Here is an 18197-nt window from a genome sequence, read left to right as displayed (position 1 = left end):
AATGGATATGAAAAAGCGCCTCTGGGTGCTCCACCCTCTGCTGCTGGTCAGCACGCTGCCTGCGCTGGCGGCTCAGTCTGATGAAGACAGCATCATCGTTAGCGCAAACCGCACCCATCGCACCGTGGCCGAAATGGCCCAAACCACCTGGGTCATTGAGGGCCAGGAGATTGAGCAGCAGGTCCAGGGCGGGAAAGAGTTCAAAGACGTTCTGGCGCAGTTGATCCCAGGCATCGATGTGAGCAGCCAGGGGCGCACCAATTACGGGATGAACATGCGCGGGCGCGCCATCGTCGTGCTGATCGATGGCGTCCGGCTCAATTCCTCACGCACCGACAGTCGCCAGCTCGACGCCATCGACCCATTCAACATCGAACATATCGAAGTAATCTCCGGGGCGACCTCGCTGTATGGCGGAGGCAGTACCGGCGGGCTTATCAACATCGTCACCAAGAAAGGGCAACAGGATCGCCAGGTCGATCTCGAGGTGGGCAGCAAGAGCGGGTTTGCGAACAGTAACGATCATGATGAGCGCATCGCGGCAGCCGTCAGCGGCGGGACAGACCATGCATCCGGGCGCTTATCGGTGGCCTATCAGCGTTTCGGCGGCTGGTACGATGGCAATAATGATGCGCTGATCCTCGATAACACGCAAACGGGGCTCCAGCACTCTGACCGCCTCGACGTCATGGGGACGGGGACGATTGAGATCGATGACAACCGCCAGCTACAGCTTGTCACCCAGTATTATAAAAGCCAGGGCGATGATGACTACGGCCTGTGGCTCGGGAAGAACATGTCCGCGGTCACCAGCGGCGGCAAAGCGTACACCACCGACGGGCTCAACTCCGACCGTATCCCCGGCACCGAACGCCACCTGATCAGCCTCCAGTACTCCGATGCCGACTTCTTCGGCCAGAATCTGGTGAGTCAGGTGTACTATCGCGATGAGTCCCTCACCTTCTATCCGTTCCCGACGCTCACGAAAGGCCAGGTCAGTAGCTTCTCCTCGTCGCAGCAGGATACCGATCAGTATGGGGCAAAGCTGACCCTCAACAGTCAGCCGCTGGCAGGATGGGATCTCACCTGGGGTCTCGACGCCGATCATGAGACCTTCAATGCCAACCAGATGTTCTTCGATCTGCAGCAATCGCTGGCGTCCGGCGGGCTGCACAACGAATCGATCTACACCACCGGCCGCTACCCGGGATACAGCATCTCCAACGTCGCGCCGTTCCTGCAGTCTAGCTACGATCTGAACGATATCTTTACTCTCAGCGGCGGGGTTCGCTACCAGTGGACCGAAAATCGGGTTGACGACTTTGTCGGCTACGCCCAGCAACAGGATATCGCCAACGGGAAAGCGCGCTCCGCCGACGCCATCAAAGGCGGCAAAACCGACTACGATAACTTCCTGTTTAACGCCGGGATCGTGGCGCATCTGACCGAGCGTCAGCAGACCTGGTTTAACTTCTCGCAGGGCGTCGAGCTACCGGATCCTGGCAAATACTACGGTATCGGTAAATACGGCGCGGCGGTCAATGGTCATCTGCCACTGATTTCCAGCGTCAATGTCGGTGACTCGCCGCTGCAGGGGATCAAAGTTAATTCGTATGAGCTGGGCTGGCGATACACCGGCGATAACCTGCGCACCCAGCTGGCGGCGTATTACTCGACGTCAGATAAGACCATCGTCGTCAACCGCACCGACATGACCATTGACGTTCAGTCCGACAAACGGCGTATTTATGGCGTTGAGGGGGCGGTCGATTACTTTATTCCGGACAGCGACTGGAGCGTCGGCGGCAACTTCAACGTGCTGAAATCACAGGTGCAAACCGACGGTCGCTGGCAAAAATGGGATGTCACCCTCGCCTCGCCGTCCAAAGCCACCGCCTGGGTGGGTTGGGCGCCGGATCCGTGGAGCCTGCGCGTGCAGAGCCAGCAGGTGTTTGACCTCAGCGACGCCGCCGGCAACAAGCTGGAAGGCTATAACACCGTTGATTTTATTGGCAGTTACGCGCTGCCGGTGGGGAAACTGACCTTCAGTATCGAAAACCTGCTTAATGAAGACTATGTCACCATCTGGGGCCAGCGGGCGCCGCTGCTCTACAGCCCGACCTACGGCAGTTCATCGCTGTACGAATACAAAGGCCGTGGCCGTACCTTTGGTCTGAATTACGCGTTAACCTTCTGATAAAAAAAGCCCCTCAGCCTGAGCGATTGAGGGGCTAATCACTACACAAATCTGTTTTTAGATTTTGTTGTTCAGTACCAGCTGGCCGTTGTTGTCCAGCGGGATCTGGCTGCCAGGATTGTGATCCATACGGATTTTCCCCTGCTGATCGCCTATCTTATAGGTCACATCGTAGCCCAGCATTTTATCGGATTTGTCATACACCGTTTTACAGCGCTGCTGGGTGGTGGTGTAGGTATCGTTGTCCTGCATCGCCCCCTGCAGCTGGTTGCCGGCATAGCCGCCGCCCAGCGCACCCACGACCGTCGCTACACTACGTCCGCGACCGCCACCAAACTGGTGGCCAATCACCCCACCCGCCACCGCGCCCAGTACCGAACCGGCGATGCGGTTTTCATCCTGGACCGGACGACGATGGGTCACCGTGACATTGCGGCATTCCTGACGCGGCGTTTTCACGGTTTCTTTAATCGGTGTACTGGAGACCACTTGCGCATACTGCGGGCCGCGATCTAACACGTTGAGACCAGCGACAGCTGCAACGCCCAGCGCGGCAGCCACGCCTATCCCTATACCCGCCAACATAGATTTATTCACGGGAGATCCTCCTTTGTTGCTGTTGATACAATTTTGCAACCGGACCCGGGAAGGCGCAAATCAGATAGCGGATGAAAAGTGCGAGAATTCGCAGCAAATCAAAGGGATTCAGAGGATTCTGAGCGGGATCGCCGCCGTTTCAGCAGACGAGCCCGGAGGCACCGCCAGGGTGCGCTCCGGGTAGAGACAACAATTAGTGCAGCTTAAGGCGCGGGCGAATGATGCGGTTGATGCGCCCGACCAGCATCATCAGGCCGGTCTTAAAGTAGCCGTGCAGGGCGATCTGGTGCATACGGTACAGGGAAATGTACACGAAGCGCGCAATGCGCCCTTCCACCATCATCGAGCCGCGCATCAGGTTACCCATCAGGCTGCCGACGGTGGAGTAATTAGACAGCGACACCAGCGAGCCATGGTCTTTATAGGTGTAAGCCTTCAGCGGTTTGCCTTTCATCTGCGCGAGGATGTTGTTCAGCGCGCAGGTAGCCATCTGGTGCGCTGCCTGGGCACGCGGAGGGACAAAGCCGCCTTCCGGACGCGCACAGGAGGCGCAGTCGCCGATGGCGAAAATATCCGCGTCGCGGGTGGTCTGCAGCGTCGGTTCGACCACCAGCTGATTGATACGGTTGGTTTCCAGGCCGCCGATCTCTTTCATGAAATCTGGCGCTTTGATCCCGGCCGCCCAGACCATCAGATCCGCCTCAATATATTCGCCATCTTTGGTGTGCAGGCCGCCCGCATCCGCGCTGGTGACCATGGTCTGCGTCAGCACCCGTACGCCCAGCTTGGTCAGCTCATTATGCGCCGCCCCGGAAATGCGCGGCGGCAGTGCCGGCAGAATACGCTCGCCCGCCTCGACCAGCGTGACGTTCAGCGCTTCGTTAGTCAGCCCTTTGTAGCCGTAGCTGTGCAGCTGTTTCACCGCATTATGCAGTTCAGCGGAGAGCTCCACGCCGGTAGCACCGCCGCCGACAATGGCGATGTTCACTTTACCGTTGGCACCCAGATTGGCGGAGTATTTGAGGAACAGGTTGAGCATTTCCTGATGGAAACGACGCGCCTGATGCGGGTTGTCGAGGAAAATGCAGTTCTCTTTCACGCCAGGGGTATTGAAGTCATTAGAGGTACTGCCCAGCGCCATCACCAGCGTGTCGTACGGCAGTTTACGCTCAGCCACCAACAGCTCGCCTTTTTCATTGCGCAGCTCGCCGAGGGTGATGGTCTTCCCTTCGCGGTTGATATCGACCACCGAACCCAGCTGGAACTGGAAACCGTGGTTGCGGGCATGGGCCAGATAGCTCAGCGCATCGACACCTTCATCCAGAGAACCGGTCGCCACTTCATGCAGCAGCGGCTTCCACAGATGGCTGTGGTTACGGTCTACCAGGGTGATTTTCGCTTTTTTATGGCGCCCTAACTTTTTCCCCAGCTGAGTTGCCAGTTCCAGTCCGCCAGCGCCGCCACCCACAATTACGATTTTTTTCAATGGCGTAGTCATGTGTACCCCTAAAATTATTAACCAATTGTTAAATAAAAGTTATGATAATAGCCTTTATTTAACAACAAGTTACGTCAATGAAACCATTCAGCACCGTCGAGAATACCATGAACGGTGCATTGGTCATACCAAAATTGATATGCATCAAGTTTTGTCGCGTATTTTTTCAGCGAAACCAATAAGTGTAGACATGAAAAAAACCCGCGCGGTGAACACGGCGCGGGTTTGATGACAGGGGAAAAGGCTTAACCGAGGGTTTTAAACGCTTTCAGCCGCTGCAGGTGCGGCGAGATGTTTTTAAACTTATGGGTCTGCTCTTCATCCCAGATAATTTCATAATAGTGGTGCAGGAGGTCGGCGGAACGCTGGCTGTCCAGCGCTTCGTCCTGCCGGGAGAGCACCACCAGGCAGCGATCGCGATTCTTCTCACGGAAGTTGGTCACACACTTGGTCGCGATGTCAGCATACTCTTCCGGGCGGTCGATTTTGCCTTCCATGTTCTCATGCGGAAACAGGTTTGGATTGAACACCGCCTGGCGGATATCGCACAGAAAACCAATCCGCTCCGCCCAGTATCCGCCAAGGCCGACGCCGCAGATCAGCGGCCGGTCATCGGCGGTAAGCTGCAGCATTTTATCGACCTCTTTCAGCAAATGCTGCATGTCGTGCTTGGGGTGACGCGTGCTGTAGCTAATCAACCGCACGTCCGGGTCGATAAACTGCAGCTGCATCACCTTCTCATGGTTACCGGGGCTGTTCGAGTCAAAACCGTGTAAATAGATAATCATCGCATCCTCACCTGACAACAACGCCCCACAGAGCGTTACGCGGACTTCGCCTCTTGCCAGCGCGCATGAAGCTGCTCCAGCTGGGCACTCACCGTTTTCCAACGGGCTGAATCCCTTAACTCCTGACGGGAAAAGGAACCTTTATGATACAATTTCGTAACACGCTCTGCTTTGATCGGCGACAGGTTATCCAGCACACTGACCGCGCCTTTACGATTATTGCAGACCAGTATCATATCGCAACCGGCGTCGAGCGACGCCTGACCGCGTTCGGCATAGCTGCCCATGATCGCCGCCCCTTCCATCGACAGATCGTCTGAGAAAATCACTCCGTCGAAGCCCAGCTCGCCGCGCAGCACCGTTTTTAACCAGTACGCTGAGCCGCTGGCCGGGCGCGGGTCGAGCTCCGGGTAAATCACATGCGCAGGCATAATGGCATCCAGACGCTGTTCGGCGATGAGGCTTTTGAACACCGCCATATCGTGGTCGCGAATCACCGATGCCGGACGCGGATCGAACGGGGTCTCTTTGTGCGAATCGGCAGTCACCGCCCCGTGCCCCGGGAAGTGTTTACCGGTGGTTTTCATGCCCGCGGCGTGCATGCCGTCAATAAAGTGACGCGCCATCGTCAGCGCTTTCTGCGGATCTTCATGATAAGAACGTTCGCCGATCGCGGCACTGATATGGCCGACGTCCAGCACCGGCGCAAAGCTGATATCAATATCCATGGCGATCATTTCGCTGGCCATCAGCCAGCCGGCTTCGGCGGCCAGTTTGCCCCCCTCTTCCATCCCCAGCAGCGCGGCAAAAGACTGGGCCGCCGGTAAACGGGTAAAGCCTTCACGGAAACGCTGAACACGCCCCCCTTCCTGATCCACCGCCACCACCAGATGGTTCCGGGAGGCGTCGCGGATCTGGCGCACCAGCTCCCGCAGCTGCGCCGGATCGTGATAATTACGGGTAAAGAGGATCAATCCTCCCACCAGCGGATGCGCCAGAATCTCTCGCTCTTCCGCATCCAGTTCATACCCTTCGACATCCAACATGACTGGGCCCACACTGACCTCTCTTATTCTTTACGTTCGTTGTCTAACTGACACCATATTTCATCTGCCAGCGTGATAAATTGCCGATCGCCGCTCTGCCGCCAGCGCATTTCATACCACCCCGCCATCAGCAGCAAGACCCACGGGCGCCAGCGTGCAACCTGCCGCCAAAGCTGCTGCGCGTCGATAGCCGCCCGCCGGGCATAGGCCGCCACCAGCTGGCGGCGCTGGTGAGGGGAAATCCACACCGCGGCCAGCTCCAGCGCGATATCGCCATCGCCGGCATATTCCCAGTCGATCAGCCTCAAGCCGGATGCGCTGTGGATAATATTGCCGGCATGGACGTCCATATGCAGCGGCGCCAGCCGCAGAGGACGGGGCTCGCCCTGGCGGCGCAGCCGCTGATGCCAGCGCAGCCAGCGCGGCGTGCGTCGTGCCGGATCGCACGTCTGCCAGTACTGGGCCAGCAGCGGTGCGAGGGTAACACGCCAGCCGAATCGCGGTTGCTGATGCACGTCATACAATAAGTCTGACAGCATCGCGCAGGCCGGTAACTCGCTTTTCACCTCCCCCGCGCAATATTCCACCACCATCCAGCAGGGTGAGTAAAACAGCGGGGCTGGCGCCAGCCTGGCAGGCAGTTGGCGGAGCGCGCGATACTGACGGCGAAAATAACAGGAAGCGGCTGACGGGTCGTGCGGCTGACGCAGCACGTGCCGCCGGTCGCCGTCGCTGATAATCACACTGCCGCCGCTGAGGCCATTCTGGCTCAGCGAGGCGACAGGATGATAACGGGGGAAGAAGCGCGACAAGAGCTCATCGCGCGTCAGCTTATTGTTGCTGAACAGCACCTTTACCTGACCAGATAATCTCGCCGGTTTGCACCAGCATCAACTGCATCTTCAGTTCAGGCGCGTTGACGTTGCCGGTGGCATTGGAGTAAAGCACATACTGCGCGCCCACGTTGCGGGCGATACCCATGGCTTTGCTGCGGCTGCCGAGGCTGTCCTGCGGCGACAGGCCCAGCTGCTGTTTGGCGACCCCCAGCTGCTGCGCCGAGACCAGCGTAAACTTGCCGTTGCCGGCCAGCGCATTACGCAGCGCGGTAGTGGCTTCTCCCGCATTCAGCGTACCGTTGGTGCGGTTGTTCACGCTGTCAACCAGCAGAATGCTGCCCGCATTGACGCCGCTGGCCTGCAGCATCTGCCCCACCAGCGGCTGGACCGCGCCGTTCCAGTCATAATGACGCACGCGCGGCGCCGGCTGGCCCGACTGCTGATCCTGATGCTCAATGGGCCCCGGCTGCGACGGTACGGCAGGAACCGCCGGCACAGTCGGCACCGTTGGCTGCGGCTGCGCAGGCTGCTGCGGCTGCGGTTTGGCCTCTTCGACCGGCGCAGGCTTCTCACGTAACCCCGCACAACCTGCGAGGAATATCGCCAGTGCTGTGATTAACGCATAGCGACACATTTTCATCATTATAATTACCCCTTACAGATAAAGATAAAGGCGGGCCTTATGCGCCCCCAGGATATTGGCGCTACCATACAATGTCACCGAAGAGCGTGCCGGGACCACGATGGTGCGCGGTGCGTCCAGCGGGTGCATCTCCAGACCTCGGGCGTCATACCAGAAAAAACGATAATGCACGGTGACGGGCTGCTGGCGCTCGTTATACAGCGTCGAGGAGGCAGTGGCCTGGATCTCCGTCGCCACCACGGCAGGCTCGCTGGCGCTGATCCCGGCCGCCAGCACGCTCGATTCCATCACCAGCGCCTGCTGGTCAGAAACCGGGATCTCCGGATGTGAACTACATCCGGCCAGCAGTCCCGCCGCCAGGCAGGCACCCAAAAGGGTCCTGAGCATGGCCTTAGCCTTTATGCGCCAGCATCGGGCCCAGCGGACGACCGCCCAGCAGATGCATGTGGATATGGTAAACTTCCTGGCCGCCGTGGCGGTTGCAATTAACGATCAAACGGTAGCCATCGTCGGCAAGACCTTCATCGCGGGCGATCTTCGCCGCGACGGTCATCATCCGGCCCAGCGCCAGCTCATGTTCGGTGGTGACGTCATTCACGGTAGGAATCAGAACATTCGGGACAATCAGAATGTGGGTGGGCGCCTGCGGGGAGATGTCGCGAAAAGCGGTCACAAGCTCATCCTGATAGACAATATCCGACGGGATCTCCCGGCGAATGATTTTGCTGAAAATCGTTTCTTCTGCCATGACTGATTCCTTATTAGTTTTATCCCATACGCTGGCCTGCTTCTGCAGATAAACGCGGACGCACAGGTTCAGATAAGAGTATGAGCGACATCCTCCCTCTCTTTCAACCTGAAAGCCGTTTTTCTTATTCAACTATAGACTTAGCTGCTGAGGGATTAAGCATTTGCCGGACAATCTCCAGGGTTATCGCCACAGAAAACCTCACCTCGTAACGTAAAAAAGGCAGCCAATTGGCTGCCTTAGTCTCCCCGATACTACGTCTTAACTGTTACGGATGTACTCATCCATTTCAGTTTTCAGGTTATCGGACTTGGTACCGAAGATGGCCTGTACGCCAGAACCTGCCACTACCACGCCAGCGGCGCCCAGTTTTTTCAGGCCAGCCTGGTCAACTTTCGCTACATCCGCCACGCTAACACGCAGACGAGTAATACATGCGTCGAGGTTGGTGATGTTCTCTTTACCGCCGAAAGCGGCGATCAGAGCCGGAGCCATCTCGCTGGTTGCGCCAGCTTTGCTCTCTTCGGTGGTATCTTCACGACCCGGTGTTTTCAGATCCAGGGCTTTAATCAGCACGCGGAAAATGACGTAGTACACGATCGCATAGCAGATACCGACAATCGGGAACAGCCACAGCTTGCTGCTGTTACCGGACAGGACGATAAAGTCGATCAGGCCGTGGGAGAACGAGGTACCGTCACGCATACCCAGCAGGATACAGATCGGGAACGCCAGACCCGCCAGAATGGCATGGATAACGTACAGGATCGGCGCCACGAACATGAAGGAGAACTCGATCGGCTCGGTGATACCGGTCAGGAACGAGGTCAGCGCGGCGGAGATCATGATACCGCCCACTTTGGCGCGGTTTTCCGGTTTAGCAGAGTGCCAAATCGCGATAGCCGCTGCCGGCAGACCGTACATTTTGAACAGGAAGCCGCCAGACAGTTTGCCCGCGGTCGGGTCGCCTGCCATGTAGCGCGGGATATCGCCGTGGAACACCTGACCAGCCGCGTTGGTGTATTCGCCGATCTGCATCTGGAAAGGAACGTTCCAGATGTGGTGCAGACCAAACGGCACCAGGCAACGCTCGATGAAACCGTAGATGCCAAACGCTACCACTGGGTTCTGATAAGCAGCCCACTGGGAGAAGGTCTGGATCGCGGAACCGATCGGCGGCCAAATGAAGGAGAGGATCACGCCGGTGAAGATAGCGGCCAGACCAGAGATAATCGGTACAAAGCGCTTGCCCGCAAAGAAGCCCAAGTATTCTGGCAGCTTGATGCGATAGAAGCGGTTGAACATGTACGCGGCGATAGCACCGGAGATAATACCGCCAAGCACGCCGGTATCAGCCAGGTGTTTTGCCGCAATCTCTTCAGCAGGTAAATGCAGCACCAGCGGCGCAACAACCGCCATGGTTTTCACCATGATGCCGTAAGCCACGACTGCAGCCAGTGCGGATACACCGTCGTTATTAGTGAAGCCGAGGGCCACACCGATAGCGAAGATCAGCGGCATGTTGGCGAAAACTGAACCGCCTGCTTCTGCCATAACGTGGGAGACCACGGCTGGCAGCCAGCTGAAGTTTGCGGAACCGACGCCCAGCAGGATACCTGCGATAGGCAGTACGGATACCGGCAGCATCAGCGATTTACCGACCTTCTGCAGGTTAGCAAATGCATTCTTAAACATAATTGAGAGTGCTCCTGAGTATTTGGTACTTTTTTACGTTTTCACGCATTGGCCCGGGGGGAGAACCGTGCCGTGGACAGGACATCTAAGCGCCCTTTATTTATTACACAGAGTAAAATAATTAACAGGATGATTGTTTGACGGCTATCACGTTTCAATCAGCCTTCCGGTAAAAATTTACATCAGCTTACATAAGTTGTATCTGGATGTTGCCAAAAAACCTTCACCGCCACTTTTGTGGCGGTGAACTTTACTCGCTTTGGTTATTAATTACGAGCCTTAAAATAATAGGCAGATCAAGCAGGTTGCAAGCGGGCGGGGTCAATGTGGAACAGGGTGGCAAAATTGTCAGTGGTCTGCTGGGCCAGTTGCTCCAGCGACACACCTTTCAGCACCGCCATGTATTCCGCAACGTCACGGACCAGCGCCGGCTGGTTCTCTTTACCGCGATGGGGGACTGGCGCCAGGTACGGCGAATCGGTCTCCACCAGCAGACGATCCAGCGGAACATAGCGCGCCGCATCGCGCAGCTGCTCGGCGTTACGAAAAGTGACGATGCCGGAAAACGAGATATAGAACCCCATGTCGAGCAATTTACCCGCTGTCTCCCTGTCCTCAGTGAAACAGTGTAGTACGCCACCGCAATCCGTCACCTTTTCTTCGCGTAAAATGGCCAGGGTATCGGCGCGCGCGTCGCGAGTGTGGACGATCACCGGCTTATTCAGCTCGCGGCCAATGCGAATGTGGTCGCGAAATGAGGTTTGCTGCTGGGCTTTGGTTTCCGGGGTATAAAAATAATCCAGACCGGTCTCCCCCATCGCCACAACGCCCTCTTCCGCCGCCAGCGTGCGCAGCATCTCCACATCGTAGGGTTCGTCCTGGTTTAACGGGTGCACGCCGCAGGAGAAGACGACGTTATCACGCGTCCCCACCAGCTCACGCATACTGCGGTAGCCGGGCAACGTCGTGGCGACCGCCAGGCAGAATTTCACATCACGCGCGGCCGCTTTTGCCAGAACGTCGTCGACGTTTTTGTGCAGGGTTTGATAATCCAGACCATCAAGATGGCAGTGGGAGTCGACTAAAAACATAATGTCTCACTCAGAGGTGGGATACGGGTAAAACCGTCCCGGGTTGCAGGTAATGTTCCCAGCGCAGCAAGCGCTCGGTGAGCAGCAGTTCGCGGTTGACGCCGACGACGTTCAGCAATTGCTCGCGGCAGGTACAGACGTCATAGGCGATCGCCTGCAGCCGGGCGGCGGGCAGGCTGTGCGCCAGTTGCTCCAGCAGCGGCCAGACATCCGGGTTACTTACCAGGGCAATCCCCTGCTGTCGTTTTTGCGCATCGACCAGCAGCGATGCCAGCCAGTGCAGGCGAACCGCCGCCTGTTCATGATTGAGTATCGGCAGCAACGCCAGCCAGTCACCGCTCGCCAGGGTGCTTGCCAGCGCCTGACACAGCTGCTGACGCGCCGTCCACTGCGGCTCCTGTAACAGTTCGAGCGCCGCGGCTGGCGCGCTGGCGCACAGACGCAACGCCGTCAGTAGCGCCTCCTGCGGCAGGCTCACCTCACGCTCCAGCCAGGCCAGAGCATAAGATTCCGTCGGCGGCGACAGGTGGTGCAGACGACAGCGGCTGCGCAGGGTCGTCAGCAGACGCGCCGGCTCCTGGCACGCGAGGAAGAACCAGGTATTTTCCGGCGGCTCTTCCAGCGTCTTCAGCAACGCGTTGGCGGCGGCATCTGTCAGTAAAGCGGCATCGCTAATCCACACCACTTTCGCCCCGCCAAGGCGCGCGCGCTCATAGAGCTTTTCGTTGACATCGCGCACCGCATCAATGCCCAGCGCACTCTTACCCTTTTCAGGGGCCAGCGGATAGTAATCAGGATGCGTGCCGGCCTGCATGAGCTGGCAGCTGTGGCAGTGGCCGCAGCTTTTATGCCCTTCGGGCTGGCGGCACATCAGGAAGCGGCACAGCGCGTAAATCAACGCCTCACCGCCCATTCCGCTCAGAGACTGTAACAGTAAGGCGTGGTGGCCTCGTCCGGCCTGATAGCTACCGACCAGTTGCTCGAACGACGGACGCAACCACGGATACCATTTCATGCCGGTTGCTCCGCCATCCACTGGGCGATCGTGGCGCGAATGTCGCGAGCGACGGCGTCGAGCGGCTGGGTCGCGTCAACCGTGCGGATCGACGGGTCTGCAGCGGCCAGCTCAAGGTAGCGCGCGCGGGTGCGATTGAAGAAGTTCATGGACTCCTGCTCAATGCGATCAAGCTCGCCGCGGGCCCGGGCGCGCTGCAGCCCCACCTCCGGCGTGACGTCGAGGTACAACGTCAGATTGGGGCGGAAATCGCCGAGTACCGCATCGCGCAGCGTCGCCAGCATCGTACGGTCGATTCCCCGGCCGCCGCCCTGATAAGCCTGAGTCGACAGATCGTGACGATCGCCGATCACCCACTGGCCGCGGGCCAGCGCAGGCTTAATCACGGTCTCCACCAGCTGGACGCGCGCCGCGTAAAACATCAGCACTTCCGCTTTATCATTAATGACTTCATCACCCGTGGACTGGATATCCAGCACCAGGCTACGCAGTTTTTCGGCAAGGACAGTGCCCCCCGGCTCGCGGGTAAACACCATATCGTGAATACCTGCCGACTGCAGCGTCTCCACCACCAGTTGACGTGCGGTGGTCTTCCCGGCGCCCTCCAGCCCCTCGATGACGATATAGTTACTGCGCATTTTTTTCCTTAAGTACTTTCAAATAGTCCTGCACCGCACGGTTATGACTGACCAGGTTTGTGGTAAACGTATGGCCCCCTTTCCCGTCGGCGACAAAATAGAGATATGACGTTTTCGCCGGATGGGCGGCCGCCTTCAGCGATGCCTCGCCCGGCACCGCGATAGGACCAGGCGGCAGGCCGCTGATGGTATAGGTATTGTATGCGGTCGGCGTCTCGAGATCCTTACGCGTTAGTTTACCAGTATACCCCTCGCCCATCCCGTAGATCACGGTCGGATCGGTCTGTAAGCGCATACCGATGCGCAGACGGTTGATAAATACCGACGCGACGCGGTCGCGCTCTTCCGCCACCGCGGTCTCTTTCTCAATAATCGAGGCCATGGTCAACAGCTGGTTCTGATCGGCATAGGGCAGATTCTCCATCCGTCCTTCCCAGATCTTCGCCACTTCCGCGACCATTTTCTGATGCGCACGCTTGAGGATGGCGATATCGCTGGTATTGGCGGTGTACATCCAGGTATCCGGCCAGAACCAGCCCTCCACCCAGTCGGCATGCTCAAGACCTAACGCCTTAGCCACCGTCGCGTAGCTATCATCATCAAGAGTGTGCTTCACGTACGGGGCATCGCGCAGCTGGCGCAGGTAGTCGCTGACGCGCATGCCTTCGACAAAGCGCAGCGGAAACTGCGCCTCTTTACCGCTGGCCAGCAGCTGCAGCATCTCGCGTACCGTCATCTGCGGCGTGAAGCGATAGGTCCCGGCTTTGAAGTGAGACAGCTCAGGTTCCACCCGCAGCAGCCACTGGAAAACGCGGGGGCGATTGATTACCTTTTCGCGATAAAGAGCCTGACCCAACGCCTGACGGCCGGTACCGGTCTCCAGGGTGAAGACGGTCTCTTCTTTAATCAGCAGCTTGCTGTCCGCCAGCTGGCGTACCTTCCACATGCCTGCCGCTGCAGCGATGCCCAGCACCACCACCAACAGCAGAATAAAACGTAACATTTTCTTCATACTAACCAGACAGCTCACACAAAGGGGCTAAAAAATGGTAAAGCTCGCGCGAGGACCAGACGGTCTCCTCCCAGCGACGAACCGGCACCAGCGGCATCAGCGCATTGCAGATAAGCACTTCATCGGCTTCCCGCAATGCCTCAGGACGCGCTGTCACTTCGACAACACGAAATGTCGATGGTGCCAGCTGCGCGATACAGCGCTGCCGCATAATGCCGTTGACCCCGGCGTAATCGAGTCGCGGAGTAAATACATCCCGTCCCTGACGCCAGAATAAATTCGCGGCACAGCATTCCGTAAGCCACCCGTCACTGTCAAGGACCAGCGCCTCATCAGCGTCCGTCTGCTCAAGATGAGAGCGGATCAGCACCTGCTCAAGACGATTAAGATGCTTCAGGCCGGCAAGCCAGGGGTTGCGACCCAGGGGCACCGGGCTCTGGGTCAGGGTAATGCCCTCCTCCCGCCAGCGCGCATAATGCGCCGGGAATGGAGAGACACTGAGAATGCGGGTGGGCGACACGCAGCCCGCCGTACTGTATCCCCTTCCGCCAACACCGCGGGTGAGGATCACCTTCAACACGCCCTGCGCGTGCGGCCGCGCCAGACGCTGCATCTCTTCGCTCAGCGTCAACCAGTCGTGAAACGGGATACGTAATTTTTCACAGGTTGTCTGCAAACGCGCCAGATGAGCCGTCAGCAGCGCAACCTGCCCCTGCTGAATGCGGGCGGTAGTAAAACAGCCGTCGCCAAACTGGGTGGCGCGATCGTTCGCCGCCAGCGTGTCCTGTGCAACGCCATTTATCAAGAACATAAAGGACTCCTTTTCACTGGTCGGTCAGTGTCTCAGGACCCAGAGCAGAGGACAAGCGGAGAAAACTGAATAAAAAAAGGCCCGACAAACGGGCCTTTTGTTAAAGCAGTACCGGGGCAAGCCCTGTCACACTTTTTTGAAGATCAACGAACCGTTAGTGCCGCCAAAGCCGAAGGAGTTGCACAGGGTGTACTCCAAACCGGAAACCTGACGCGCTTCGTGCGGAACGAAGTCGAGGTCGCAGCCGTCATCCGGGTTATCGAGGTTGATCGTCGGCGGAACCGCCTGATCGCGCAGCGCCAGAATAGAGTAGATCGACTCTACCGCCCCTGCCGCGCCCAGAAGATGCCCGGTCATGGATTTGGTGGAGCTCACCATGACGCGGCTCGACGCATCGCCGAAGACAGACTTAACCGCCTGCGCTTCCGCTTTATCGCCAGCCGGCGTCGAGGTGCCGTGGGCGTTGACGTAGCCAATCTGACCAGGTTCGATGCCCGCATCGCGAATGGCATTCACCATCGCCAGCGCGGCACCCGCGCCATCTTCCGGCGGTGACGTCATATGATAAGCATCGCTGCTCATCCCAAAGCCAACGATCTCGGCATAGATTTTCGCGCCGCGTTTTTTGGCATGCTCGTACTCTTCCAGCACCACCATGCCCGCGCCGTCGCCCAGCACAAAGCCGTCGCGATCTTTATCCCACGGACGGCTCGCCGCCTGCGGGTTGTCATTGCGCGTGGAGAGCGCACGCGCCGCGCCGAAGCCACCCACGCCAAGCGGGGTACTGGCTTTTTCCGCACCGCCTGCCACCATCGCATCGGCATCGCCATAGGCGATAATGCGCGCGGCCTGGCCAATGTTGTGCACGCCTGAAGTACACGCAGTCGCGATAGAGATACTTGGTCCACGCAGACCAAACATAATGGTCAGATGCCCGGCCACCATGTTAACAATTGTGGAAGGAACGAAGAATGGGCTGATCTTACGCGGTCCGCCGTTGACCAGCGAACTGTGGTTTTCTTCGATCAAGCCGAGACCGCCAATACCGGAGCCGATAGCGGCGCCAATACGGGTTGCATTCTCTTCCGTCACTTCAAGGCCAGAATCCTGCATGGCCTGAACGCCAGCGACAATTCCATATTGAATGAAGGCATCCATCTTGCGCTGTTCTTTGCGCGAGATGATGTCCTCACAGTTAAAATCCTTTACTAAGCCAGCAAATTTCGTTGCATAGGCGCTAGTATCGAAATGGTCGATCAGGCTGATGCCACTCTGACCGGCAAGGAGAGCTTTCCAGGTAGACTCTACGGTATTGCCGACAGGAGACAACATGCCCAGTCCGGTCACAACTACACGACGCTTAGACACGTTTGTCCTCCAGGGAGGGAAAATAGATTCTTGTGGGACAAAAAAAAGATAAAACTCAGGCGGTCGAATGACCGCCTGGAGATGTTCACTTACGCCTGGTGGCCGTTGATGTAATCAATGGCAGCCTGAACGGTGGTGATTTTCTCAGCTTCTTCGTCCGGAATCTCAGTATCAAACTCTTCTTCCAGAGCCATTACCAGCTCAACGGTGTCAAGAGAATCAGCGCCCAGGTCTTCAACGAAGGAAGCATTGTTGGTAACTTCTTCCTGCTTAACGCCCAGCTGCTCGCCGATAATTTTCTTAACGCGTTCTTCGATAGTGCTCATACTCTTAAATTTCCTATCAAAACTCGCTTTCGCGATGGTTTTCGTAGTGTATAAAATGTTGAAAAATTTGCAACTAAATCCCGGCAGGTCTTACCACGATTTTGCGCTATTTTGAGGCCGTTTGCCCTAAGAACGCAAATCTTTTCGCACAAAACCGCACAGGGAACCGTGCGAAGTGCGCGGTTCCTGAACGTTTTGCACAAATCTCGGTCAGACCATGTACATTCCGCCGTTAACGTGCAGCGTTTCACCAGTGATGTAACTTGCTTCGTCAGAGGCTAAAAATGCAACCGCGCTGGCGATTTCATTTGGGGTGCCAAGGCGCCCCGCAGGAACTGCCGCCAGCGTACCCGCACGCTGCTCATCGGTCAGCGCACGCGTCATGTCCGTTTCAATAAAGCCCGGAGCAACAACGTTTACAGTAATACCGCGTGACGCAACTTCACGCGCCAGTGATTTACTGAAGCCAATCAGACCCGCTTTCGCCGCAGCGTAGTTGGCCTGACCCGCATTTCCCATGGTACCAACCACAGAACCGATAGTGATAATACGTCCATGACGCTTTTTCATCATAGCGCGCATTACCGCTTTTGACAGACGGAAAACCGATGACAGGTTGGTTTCGATAATATCGTTCCACTCATCATCTTTCATGCGCATTAACAGGTTGTCGCGAGTGATCCCGGCATTATTCACCAGGATATCCACTTCGCCAAACTCTGCGCGCACATTTTCCAGAACAGATTCAATAGATGCCGGGTCGGTCACATTCAACATCAGACCTTTACCGTTGGCACCTAAGTAGTCGCTGATGGCCTGCGCGCCGCTTTCGCTGGTCGCAGTACCGATAACTTTCGCGCCACGAGCGACGAGCGTTTCAGCGATTGCACGGCCAATACCGCGGCTTGCACCGGTAACCAGCGCGATTTTTCCTTCAAAACTCATGGTTTTCCTCTTTTATTGCTCAAGCGCCGCAGACATCGCCGCCGGCTCGTTAAGCGCGGAAGCGGTCAGGGTGTCAACAATACGTTTGGTCAGACCGGTGAGGACTTTACCCGGGCCAACCTCATACAGATGCGTTACGCCCTGAGCAGCCATAAACTCAACGGTTTTGGTCCACTGAACCGGACTGTACAGCTGGCGCACCAGCGCGTCGCGAATGGCGTCTGGCGTGGTTTCGCATTTCACGTCGACGTTATTCACCACCGGAATCGTCGGCGCGTTGAAGGTGATTTTCTGCAACTCCAGCGCCAGTTTTTCTGCAGCTGGCTTCATCAGCGCGCAGTGGGACGGCACGCTCACCGGCAGCGGCAGCGCACGTTTGGCGCCTGCAGCTTTACATGCAGCGCCAGCACGTTCAACGGCCTCTTTGTGCCCGGCGATAACCACCTGGCCCGGCGAATTGTAGTTCACCGGCGAAACCACCTGCCCTTCGGCGGACTCTTCACACGCTTTGGCGATAGAAGCGTCATCGAGACCGATAATCGCAGACATCGCGCCAGTACCTGCCGGTACGGCTTCCTGCATGAATTTCCCGCGCAGTTCAACCAGACGAACGGCATCCGCGAAATCAATAACGCCGGCACAGACCAGCGCGGAGTATTCGCCGAGGCTGTGACCCGCCAGCAGCGTCGGCGCTTTGCCGCCCTGCTGCTGCCAGACGCGGTACAGCGCCACGGAGGCGGTCAGCAGCGCCGGCTGGGTCTGCCAGGTTTTATTCAGTTCTTCTGCCGGGCCCTGTTGAGCCAGCGCCCACAGATCGTAACCCAACGCTGCGGAAGCTTCACCGAAGGTCTCTTCAATCACCGGCCAGGTGGCAGCCATATCGGCCAGCATACCTACGGCCTGAGAACCCTGTCCCGGGAACACAAAAGCAAATTGCGTCATG

The 18197-nt window shown here is 57.6% G+C and carries 19 protein-coding genes; 1 reads left to right on the top strand and 18 read right to left on the bottom strand.

What is annotated here, in order from left to right:
- Positions 1 to 7: 7 nt before the first annotated feature.
- Positions 8 to 2197 carry a TonB-dependent siderophore receptor gene (locus CWM61_RS23735; protein ID WP_061155070.1) on the top strand — a complete coding sequence of 730 codons (2190 nt, stop codon included), beginning with the start codon at positions 8 to 10 and terminating at the stop codon, positions 2195 to 2197.
- 57 nt (positions 2198 to 2254) lie between these two features.
- Here the strand turns inward: CWM61_RS23735 and CWM61_RS23730 are convergent, their stop codons facing one another.
- The 18 genes from CWM61_RS23730 to fabD all read right to left on the bottom strand — a co-directional run bounded on the left by CWM61_RS23730 (position 2255) and on the right by fabD (position 18196).
- Positions 2255 to 2794 carry a glycine zipper 2TM domain-containing protein gene (locus tag CWM61_RS23730; RefSeq protein WP_008805999.1) on the bottom strand — a complete coding sequence of 180 codons (540 nt, stop codon included), beginning with the start codon at positions 2792 to 2794 and terminating at the stop codon, positions 2255 to 2257.
- Between the two features lie 193 nt (positions 2795 to 2987).
- Complete coding sequence (locus CWM61_RS23725) at positions 2988 to 4292, bottom strand: NAD(P)/FAD-dependent oxidoreductase (protein ID WP_008805997.1); 1305 nt, start codon at positions 4290 to 4292, stop codon at positions 2988 to 2990.
- Positions 4293 to 4537: 245 nt separating this feature from the next.
- A complete protein-coding gene (gene ycfP / locus CWM61_RS23720; RefSeq protein WP_002900775.1) occupies positions 4538 to 5080 on the bottom strand; it encodes an alpha/beta hydrolase YcfP in 543 nt (180 codons plus the stop codon).
- A gap of 35 nt (positions 5081 to 5115) precedes the next feature.
- Positions 5116 to 6126 (bottom strand): beta-N-acetylhexosaminidase, encoded by a 1011-nt coding sequence (nagZ, locus tag CWM61_RS23715; RefSeq protein WP_162494430.1) that lies wholly within the window; start codon positions 6124 to 6126, stop codon positions 5116 to 5118.
- A 23-nt stretch (positions 6127 to 6149) separates the two neighbouring features.
- Entirely contained in the window at positions 6150 to 6977 is an 828-nt protein-coding gene (thiK, locus tag CWM61_RS23710; RefSeq protein ID WP_074386328.1) for a thiamine kinase, read from the bottom strand.
- On the bottom strand, positions 6958 to 7596 hold the full coding sequence (gene lpoB, locus CWM61_RS23705) for a penicillin-binding protein activator LpoB (RefSeq protein ID WP_162678317.1): 639 nt from the start codon (positions 7594 to 7596) through the stop codon (positions 6958 to 6960). Before lpoB ends, thiK begins: the two co-directional genes overlap by 20 nt.
- Positions 7597 to 7617: 21 nt before the next feature.
- The gene (locus CWM61_RS23700; protein ID WP_002900683.1) at positions 7618 to 7992 is read right to left on the bottom strand and encodes a YcfL family protein; all 375 of its coding nucleotides are present in this window, start codon (positions 7990 to 7992) and stop codon (positions 7618 to 7620) included.
- A gap of 4 nt (positions 7993 to 7996) precedes the next feature.
- Positions 7997 to 8353, bottom strand: a complete 357-nt coding sequence (gene hinT, locus CWM61_RS23695; RefSeq protein WP_004204571.1) for a purine nucleoside phosphoramidase — start codon at positions 8351 to 8353, stop codon at positions 7997 to 7999.
- A gap of 261 nt (positions 8354 to 8614) precedes the next feature.
- Positions 8615 to 10048 carry a PTS glucose transporter subunit IIBC gene (gene ptsG, locus CWM61_RS23685; RefSeq protein ID WP_008805993.1) on the bottom strand — a complete coding sequence of 478 codons (1434 nt, stop codon included), beginning with the start codon at positions 10046 to 10048 and terminating at the stop codon, positions 8615 to 8617.
- Between the two features lie 296 nt (positions 10049 to 10344).
- Positions 10345 to 11139, bottom strand: coding sequence for a metal-dependent hydrolase (locus CWM61_RS23680; RefSeq protein WP_074386329.1), 795 nt, complete (start codon positions 11137 to 11139; stop codon positions 10345 to 10347).
- 10 nt (positions 11140 to 11149) lie between these two features.
- On the bottom strand, positions 11150 to 12154 hold the full coding sequence (gene holB / locus CWM61_RS23675; RefSeq protein WP_074386330.1) for a DNA polymerase III subunit delta': 1005 nt from the start codon (positions 12152 to 12154) through the stop codon (positions 11150 to 11152).
- Positions 12151 to 12792 carry a dTMP kinase gene (tmk, locus tag CWM61_RS23670; RefSeq protein WP_008805990.1) on the bottom strand — a complete coding sequence of 214 codons (642 nt, stop codon included), beginning with the start codon at positions 12790 to 12792 and terminating at the stop codon, positions 12151 to 12153. The genes holB and tmk overlap by 4 nt, the downstream gene beginning before the upstream one ends.
- Positions 12782 to 13804 carry a cell division protein YceG gene (gene yceG / locus CWM61_RS23665; protein ID WP_100632024.1) on the bottom strand — a complete coding sequence of 341 codons (1023 nt, stop codon included), beginning with the start codon at positions 13802 to 13804 and terminating at the stop codon, positions 12782 to 12784. The genes tmk and yceG overlap by 11 nt, the downstream gene beginning before the upstream one ends.
- Position 13805: 1 nt before the next feature.
- The gene (gene pabC, locus CWM61_RS23660) at positions 13806 to 14615 is read right to left on the bottom strand and encodes an aminodeoxychorismate lyase (protein ID WP_100632023.1); all 810 of its coding nucleotides are present in this window, start codon (positions 14613 to 14615) and stop codon (positions 13806 to 13808) included.
- A 126-nt stretch (positions 14616 to 14741) separates the two neighbouring features.
- Positions 14742 to 15983, bottom strand: a complete 1242-nt coding sequence (fabF, locus tag CWM61_RS23655; RefSeq protein ID WP_100632022.1) for a beta-ketoacyl-ACP synthase II — start codon at positions 15981 to 15983, stop codon at positions 14742 to 14744.
- An 89-nt stretch (positions 15984 to 16072) separates the two neighbouring features.
- Positions 16073 to 16309 carry an acyl carrier protein gene (gene acpP, locus CWM61_RS23650; protein WP_000103754.1) on the bottom strand — a complete coding sequence of 79 codons (237 nt, stop codon included), beginning with the start codon at positions 16307 to 16309 and terminating at the stop codon, positions 16073 to 16075.
- A 210-nt stretch (positions 16310 to 16519) separates the two neighbouring features.
- Positions 16520 to 17254 carry a 3-oxoacyl-ACP reductase FabG gene (fabG, locus tag CWM61_RS23645; RefSeq protein WP_002899294.1) on the bottom strand — a complete coding sequence of 245 codons (735 nt, stop codon included), beginning with the start codon at positions 17252 to 17254 and terminating at the stop codon, positions 16520 to 16522.
- A gap of 12 nt (positions 17255 to 17266) precedes the next feature.
- Positions 17267 to 18196: an ACP S-malonyltransferase gene (gene fabD, locus CWM61_RS23640; RefSeq protein ID WP_061155079.1), complete on the bottom strand. Its 930-nt coding sequence runs from the start codon at positions 18194 to 18196 to the stop codon at positions 17267 to 17269.
- Position 18197 lies beyond the last annotated feature (1 nt).

The organism is Klebsiella sp. K-Nf6 (assembly GCF_002806655.1).
Lineage (GTDB): Bacteria > Pseudomonadota > Gammaproteobacteria > Enterobacterales > Enterobacteriaceae > Klebsiella > Klebsiella variicola.
The sequence above is the reverse complement of the archived record's forward strand: the minus strand, read 5'-3'. Positions and strand labels throughout refer to the sequence as shown.

What these genes read in the sequence shown, in the direction of transcription:
- CWM61_RS23735 (WP_061155070.1), top strand. Translation starts at nt 8, where the DNA reads ATGAAAAAGCGCCTCTGGGTGCTCCACCCTCTGCTGCTGGTCAGCACG.
- CWM61_RS23725 (WP_008805997.1), bottom strand. Translation starts at nt 4,292, where the DNA reads ATGACTACGCCATTGAAAAAAATCGTAATTGTGGGTGGCGGCGCTGGC.
- ycfP (WP_002900775.1), bottom strand. Translation starts at nt 5,080, where the DNA reads ATGATTATCTATTTACACGGTTTTGACTCGAACAGCCCCGGTAACCAT.
- nagZ (WP_162494430.1), bottom strand. Translation starts at nt 6,126, where the DNA reads ATGTTGGATGTCGAAGGGTATGAACTGGATGCGGAAGAGCGAGAGATT.
- lpoB (WP_162678317.1), bottom strand. Translation starts at nt 7,596, where the DNA reads ATGTGTCGCTATGCGTTAATCACAGCACTGGCGATATTCCTCGCAGGT.
- CWM61_RS23700 (WP_002900683.1), bottom strand. Translation starts at nt 7,992, where the DNA reads ATGCTCAGGACCCTTTTGGGTGCCTGCCTGGCGGCGGGACTGCTGGCC.
- hinT (WP_004204571.1), bottom strand. Translation starts at nt 8,353, where the DNA reads ATGGCAGAAGAAACGATTTTCAGCAAAATCATTCGCCGGGAGATCCCG.
- ptsG (WP_008805993.1), bottom strand. Translation starts at nt 10,048, where the DNA reads ATGTTTAAGAATGCATTTGCTAACCTGCAGAAGGTCGGTAAATCGCTG.
- CWM61_RS23680 (WP_074386329.1), bottom strand. Translation starts at nt 11,139, where the DNA reads ATGTTTTTAGTCGACTCCCACTGCCATCTTGATGGTCTGGATTATCAA.
- holB (WP_074386330.1), bottom strand. Translation starts at nt 12,154, where the DNA reads ATGAAATGGTATCCGTGGTTGCGTCCGTCGTTCGAGCAACTGGTCGGT.
- tmk (WP_008805990.1), bottom strand. Translation starts at nt 12,792, where the DNA reads ATGCGCAGTAACTATATCGTCATCGAGGGGCTGGAGGGCGCCGGGAAG.
- yceG (WP_100632024.1), bottom strand. Translation starts at nt 13,804, where the DNA reads ATGAAGAAAATGTTACGTTTTATTCTGCTGTTGGTGGTGGTGCTGGGC.
- pabC (WP_100632023.1), bottom strand. Translation starts at nt 14,615, where the DNA reads ATGTTCTTGATAAATGGCGTTGCACAGGACACGCTGGCGGCGAACGAT.
- acpP (WP_000103754.1), bottom strand. Translation starts at nt 16,309, where the DNA reads ATGAGCACTATCGAAGAACGCGTTAAGAAAATTATCGGCGAGCAGCTG.
- fabG (WP_002899294.1), bottom strand. Translation starts at nt 17,254, where the DNA reads ATGAGTTTTGAAGGAAAAATCGCGCTGGTTACCGGTGCAAGCCGCGGT.
- fabD (WP_061155079.1), bottom strand. Translation starts at nt 18,196, where the DNA reads ATGACGCAATTTGCTTTTGTGTTCCCGGGACAGGGTTCTCAGGCCGTA.